Here is a 6,435-nt window from a genome sequence, read left to right as displayed (position 1 = left end):
CGTGTCTACTTTCCGGGGGTCAGGCCCTGCCGCTGGTCAGCACACGCACATGCAAAGAGCATCCCTAAATACGGCAACAAAGCAACGAAAATGGTGACTTTCACCCCGGTGTGCTTGAAGGGTCGTACAGGCGCATTTTCGTACCTGCCCAATCCACCTGCATCGTATGCCCTGGTGCATGGGTGATCCGGGCGGTCAGCCCGGCCGCGTCGACATGGGAGGCAACCAGTTGGCGGAACCGGTCGTAGCTGTAGTGACGCTGGCCCGGCTGGGCCAGCGTTGTGGTGTAGCGAGCCCACAATACTTACAATGTTAGCTTCACACGTCTTGTGCGTGCTTTGACGACCGCGTCAAAGTCAATCGGGACGAACGTGCCTTGCCCGCTACTGCGCTTATCTACGAAAATCGCGTCCAACTCGTTATTGATGGGCATGTGAAATATGACGGAATCACCTACGGCAAACCGGTGGATGAGGTCATCCGGGCGGAGCGGCAGCGTGAAAAGCACATCCAGAATCTAGGCTTTGTTGTCTTGCCGTATTCCCCGAGCGAATTGCTTTATGAAAGACCACGAGTGGTCAGTGAGGTGCGGGCAGCGCTCAAGGCTGTGAGGTCGCACCGTAGCGCATAGTGGTGGGGTGGAAAGCGAGCCTCATCAAGCACCGCCGAGTTTAGATGGTCCTTCTACTTTGGTTTCTTAGTGCTGATAAGGGACCATCTCCACACCAAAACCCCATACAAATGGTCCCTTTGCTGAGTAAAGGGGACCAGAGTAAGGGGACCATTTGCGATGAGGGTGGCGCAGGCTAGTTGTTGAGCGGCTTGCGGGTCGCGGCCATGTGCTTGGCGCGCTCCACGTTGGCGGGCAGGAGGACCAGCGGTACGTCGTACTCCACCTCGCGGTCGCAGAACTCGGTGAAGCTCAGCGAGCCGGAGCCGGTGTACATCTCGGCGAGCTTGGCCACGATGACGTGGTCGTTTTCGGTGGTTCCCTCGAGAGGCCAGTCGCGGTCCAAGGCGGGGGAGCCGGAGTACATTTCGATAGAAGCGTCTGCAGGTGGGGTGTAGGAGGCGGCCAGGTCGGCGGCCTCGAGCAGAGCGCGGGCGAGGACGTGGTCGAAGGACATGAGCACGACGTCATCTGAGGATAAGAAGCCAGCCTTCTGGGCTTCGAAAGCAGAGGAGAAATTGCGTGCCGAGGCAATGAAGTCGAAGGCCTTCTGGTGATAGTCCTCGACACCGGCCGCCTTGAGGCGTTCCAGCGAGGAGATAGTGCCCGTCCAGCCTGGGTAGAGACCCACGGTGCGCTCCGGGAAACCGAGGCGTGTATCGGCGTGAGCCACGATGCGGTCGCAGGCCAAAGCGGTTTCAAAGCCGCCGCCCAAGGCAACACCACGCACAGCCGCCACCACGGGAACCGGGGCGAACTTGAGTGCGCGCAGGGTCTTCGAGCCGTCCGCAATCAATGATTCGACGCGCGAAGCAGAACCTGATTCGCCCGCAGCCGCAATGGAAGCCAGATCCGCACCCGCGCAGAAGACCGGCTTGTCGTTAGCAATGACCAGAGCGACAAGGTTAGAGGAGGACACAGCGTCGAGAGCAGCGCGAATAACCTCGAGGGCCGGAGTCGGCATGGAGTTCATCGGCGTGTGCAGGTCGATGATGCCGATGCGCCCAGCAGACGTGGACACCGCGTGGACCGCGCCCGCATCCAGAGACACGATGGTCTCCGTATCAAGAGAAGCCAGAGTGACAACACCCTCGCGCGGCGCGAGTTCCTGGCGCGAACCCGTCGAGGACAGCACCGAGCCCTCGCCATAAAAGCCGCCCGCCTGAGCAGCAGCGGAGACCAATGCCGGAACGTCTGGGCCGTAAGCGGAGGCGACGTGGTCGATGCCGATGGCGTCGGCAAGCGCGAAGATGCCCTTCTTCCAACCGAAGCCCAAGTTCAGGCCCTCGTCGATGAGCCCCACATGGTCCGCGATGGAGGGCGCGACCTCGCAGCAATACGCCAGCGTGTCGAGGAAGACGGCGCGGGCGAAGCGGCCGCCGGGGGAGTCGGTGTCCATGACCTCGCGGGGATCCTTCAGGCCCACGACGGGATCGGACAACGTCGAGCGGGGTACGTAGTCGTAGGAGGCGTTAATGACCTCGTTTCGGCTGCGGTAGAAGCCGCCTTCACCAGTGCGGCCGGTCAGCCCCCGAGAAACGAGACCTTCGATGAAGGGATCATCGCCGAGGGGGACGTCAAGAAGCGGATCGCCGGCAGGCAGGGCCGTCTCCAGCGACTTCCAAATGGGCTTGACCAGCTGCAATCCGATGTAATCGAGCAGCCCGAAAATGCCGGTACGGGGAATGCCGAAGGCGCGGCCGAATGCGGCGTCGGCAAGCTCGTAGCTCACGTCGAACTCGCGGGCGCGGGCCACACCGGCGGCCATCCAATAGCAGCCCACGCGGTTGGCAATGAACCCGGGGGTGTCGCGGCACTCAAGAGCGATCTTGCCCAGGGTTTGCTCGATGGTCGTGCGCAGAGCAGCCTCCGTGGAGCCGGAAGCGATGAGTTCCACCAGGAGCATGACCTTCGGCGGGTTGAAGAAGTGCGTGATGGCGAACTTATCGCGGCGGGTCTCCGGAACGCCCTCAAGCAGGGAGGCCAGCGGCAGGGTTGAGGTATTCGAGCTCAACAGAGCGTCCGCAGACAAATGAGGCTCAATGGCCTGATAGAGCGAATGCTTGGCGCCCAAGTCCTCGAAGATGGCCTCGATGACCCACTCGCGGTCCTCCAGCAGGGCGTAGTCATCGCTGGCGCGCACGCGCTCGGCGAACTCCGGCAGGTGAAAACCTTTGCGCTTGAGCTGGATATCGACGCCGCGCTGGGCGCCCTCCGCATTCTGGTCCAGGAGCACGACGTCCATGCCTGCCGACGCGCACAGCGCCGCAATGCCAGAACCCATCGAACCCGCGCCGATGACGGCTACCTTGGTGATGCTCATTTACTTCGCTCCATTCTCAATAATCATGGCGATTCCCTGACCGCCGCCGATACACATGGTGACCAGGCCATAGCGCTTGCCCTGGTGGCGCAGCGCATACGCCAGCTTGGTCAGCAGGATGACGCCCGTGGCACCGACCGGGTGGCCGTGCGCGACGGCACCGCCATAGATATTCGTCTTCGCCGGGTCAAAGCCCAGTTGGTCCTGCACGGCGATGGCCTGGGCGGCGAAGGCCTCGTTGGATTCGATGAGGTCGATATCCTCCAAGCTCAGCCCGGCCTTCTCCAGCGCCTTCGGGACGGCAGCGATAGGGCCGATGCCCATGCGCGTCGGGTCCACACCCGCGATGGACCAGGACACAATCTTCGCCAGCGGGTCCAAGCCACGCTTGGTCACCTCTTCCGCGGTGGCCAGCACGGCGGCCGCCGCGCCATCGTTGATGCCGGAGGCATTGCCGGCGGTGACGGTTCCGTCCTTAACAAAGACCGGCTTGAGCTTCGCCAGCTTCTCGACGTCCGTCTCCCGCACCGCTTCATCAAAGTCCAGCTCGCCGACGGGGACGATTTCCTCGGCGTGGACGCCCTCCGCGCGGGCCTGGGCGGCGCGCTCCTGGGACTCGGCGGCGAACTCGTCCTGGCGCTCGCGGGAGATGTTGTTATCGGCGGCGACGTTTTCTGCGGTCACGCCCATGTGGCCGGTGCCGAAGGGGCAGGAGAGCGCGCCGGTAAGCCAGTCGTAGAGCTTGCCGTCACCCATGCGCTTGCCAAAGCGTGCGCCTTCGACGGAGTAGGGCGCGTTACTCATGGATTCCGCGCCGACGGCGAGAGCTAGGGAGCCGTCGCCAGACTGCAGCAGCTGCGCCGCGCTGATGACGGCCTGGACGCCGGAGCCGCAGAGGCGGTTGACGCCCATGGCGGTGGAAGAGTCCGGCATGCCTACGTTCCGGGCAATCGCGCGGGAGAGGTAGAGGTCCTTCGGCACAACGGGCATGACGTTGGAGGCCACGGCGGTATCGAGATCTGCACCAGTAAGCCCCGAACGATCAATAGCTGCTTCGGCGGCAAGCGAACCGAGATCAGTGAGGGAAAGGCGGGCCAGGCTACCTCCAAATTTGCCAATAGGCAGGCGCGCGGCTCCTGCGATGTAGATGTCCTGGGGCATGAGTTCCTCCGTAGATTAAACGAATCGCTATTAGTTAAAGCCGTATCCTAGGTCACTTTTTAGTGTCGTGCAATAGGGCCTGCATCCAGGTGTGTGTGGCGCTGCAGTTTCCACAGGGTGTAACGTGCGCCACCCCCGCGCTGTTTACAGATTGTTCAACAACCCCTATGCTTTCACCAACGTTTAATGCGACCTTCGTCACGAAAGGTGCCCAACAATGAGCTTGGAATCCACCAACCCCTCCGCTTCCCAGAAAACTTCCCAGAAAACTTCCCAGGAAGCAGCCCAGGGAACTAAACAGAACGCGCCGACCGAGGCACAGGCCCCCAAGGGCATCGGCGCCATGGCAGGCGCCATGTTCCTCATGGCCACCTCCGCCATCGGCCCGGGCTTCTTGACCCAAACCTCCGTCTTCACCGTGCAGATGGGTGCGGCCTTCGCTTTCGCGATTGCGTTGTCGATCATCGTCGACATCGCCATTCAGCTGAACGTGTGGCGCGTCCTCGCTATCTCCGGCATGCGCGCCAACGAGCTGGGCAACACCGTCCTGCCTGGCCTCGGATGGTTCCTCGCCATTCTCGTCTTCATCGGCGGGATGGTCTTTAACATCGGCAATATCGCTGGCTCGGGCTTGGGTCTTAACGCCCTGCTGGGCATCGATGCCCGCATCGGCGGCCTCATTGCTTCCGCCATCGCCATCTTCATCTTCTTGTCCAAGCGAGCCGGCGTCGCACTTGACCGCATCGTCGCCGCGCTGGGCGCCATCATGATTCTGCTCATGCTCTACGTGGCGATTGTCTCTCAGCCGCCGGTGGGTGAGGCGTTGAAGAACACCGTCATGCCAGAAAGCGTTGACTTCTTCGTCATCACCACCCTCATTGGTGGCACCGTGGGCGGCTACATCACCTTCGCCGGCGCGCACCGCCTCATTGACTCCGGACTGTCCGGCCCGGAAAACGTCAATGCGATTACCAAGACCTCTGTCCTCGGCATCATCGTCACCGGCATCATGCGCGTGCTGCTCTTCCTCGCGGTCCTCGGGGTTGTGTCGACTGGCGTTGCGCTCTCTGAGGACAACACGGCGGCCGATGCCTTCCGCCACGCTGCTGGCGAATTTGGTCTCCGCGCCTTCGGCGTTGTCCTCTTCGCTGCCGGCCTGTCCTCCGTTATCGGTGCTTCCTACACCTCGATCACCTTCGTGACCACCCAGAAGGTCAGCCCGCGCACCCGCAATTTCCTAACCGTAGGCTTCATCGTTGTCTGCGCTATTCTCTTCGGCATTCTTAATTCCGCACCGCAGAAGCTCCTCATTTTCGCGGGCGCCTTCAATGGCATCATCCTGCCCATCGCTTTCGCCATGGTCATGTGGGTGGCGTTCAAGCGCCACGACCTCACGCACGGTGTTAAGCAGCCGATGTGGCTGCTCATCGCTGGTGTCCTGGCGCTGCTGTTGGAAATCTTCATCGGCGTTAAGTCCATCTCGGGAATCGTTAACCTATGGGCATGATGCAGACTCCCGCAGAAGTGCGCGCCTTCGCCCGCGCCCACGACATGACCACCACCGCCGGCCACGCCCGCGGCTTCATGCAGGCTAATCTCATTGCGCTGCCGCGCGAGTACGCCTTCGACTTCCTGCTCTTCGCGCAGCGCAACCCCAAGCCGTGCCCCATCGTGGGCGTGCTGGAGGCCGGGCAGTTCACCTCTGAACTCATCCCGGGCGGCGATATCCGCACGGACATTCCCGCCTACAACATTTACGAGGACGGCAAGCTTACGCAGACGCTTGGCGACGCTTCCCCCTTCTACTCCGACGACATCGTCTCCTTCCTCATCGGTTGTTCCTTTACCTTTGAGAATGCGCTTGTAGAAAACGGCATTTCCATCGCTCACATTGACCAGGGCCGCAACGTGCCGATGTACCGCACTTCGATTCCTTGCGCGCCGGCGGGCGCCTTCTCGGGGCCGATGGTGGTCTCCATGCGTCCCATCCCCGCGAGCCAGGTTGCCGATGCCGTCCGCATTACCTCCCGCTATCCGGGAGTCCATGGTGCCCCGGTTCACGTGGGCGACCCAGCTGCCATCGGCATCGAGGACCTGTCGCAGTCCGATTTCGGCGAAGCCGTCGACATCCCGGAGGGCACCATCCCGGTCTTCTGGGCGTGCGGCGTGACTCCGCAGGCCATCGTGATGAACTCGCGGCCCAGTCTGGCTATCACGCATGCCCCGGGCAAGATGCTCGTTACCGACATCCCGGACCGCGATTTCCTCATCCCGTAGTTTC

General features: G+C 62.1%; 4 protein-coding genes. 2 read left to right on the top strand and 2 right to left on the bottom strand.

The genetic code is table 11. The features are described 5' to 3' along the window. Window positions 1-806 precede the first annotated feature (806 nt). Together HMPREF2537_RS06050 and HMPREF2537_RS06045 are read right to left on the bottom strand one after the other, a co-directional pair. Entirely contained in the window at window positions 807-2,993 is a 2,187-nt protein-coding gene (locus HMPREF2537_RS06050; protein WP_070526461.1) for a 3-hydroxyacyl-CoA dehydrogenase/enoyl-CoA hydratase family protein, read from the bottom strand. Further along, window positions 2,994-4,154 carry an acetyl-CoA C-acyltransferase gene (locus HMPREF2537_RS06045; protein WP_070526458.1) on the bottom strand — a complete coding sequence of 387 codons (1,161 nt, stop codon included), beginning with the start codon at window positions 4,152-4,154 and terminating at the stop codon, window positions 2,994-2,996. Between the two features lie 217 nt (window positions 4,155-4,371). On the opposite strand from HMPREF2537_RS06045, the gene HMPREF2537_RS06040 reads away from it, so the two are divergent. Both HMPREF2537_RS06040 and HMPREF2537_RS06035 read left to right on the top strand, forming a co-directional pair. Next, complete coding sequence (locus HMPREF2537_RS06040) at window positions 4,372-5,661, top strand: NRAMP family divalent metal transporter (RefSeq protein WP_070526455.1); 1,290 nt, start codon at window positions 4,372-4,374, stop codon at window positions 5,659-5,661. Then, window positions 5,652-6,431: a putative hydro-lyase gene (locus HMPREF2537_RS06035; RefSeq protein WP_371441235.1), complete on the top strand. Its 780-nt coding sequence runs from the start codon at window positions 5,652-5,654 to the stop codon at window positions 6,429-6,431. The genes HMPREF2537_RS06040 and HMPREF2537_RS06035 overlap by 10 nt, the downstream gene beginning before the upstream one ends. Window positions 6,432-6,435 lie beyond the last annotated feature (4 nt).

It is taken from the genome of Corynebacterium sp. HMSC074E01, assembly GCF_001808885.1.
GTDB lineage: Bacteria > Actinomycetota > Actinomycetes > Mycobacteriales > Mycobacteriaceae > Corynebacterium.
Note: the sequence above shows the minus strand (reverse complement) of the source record. Positions and strands in the feature narration are given on the sequence as shown.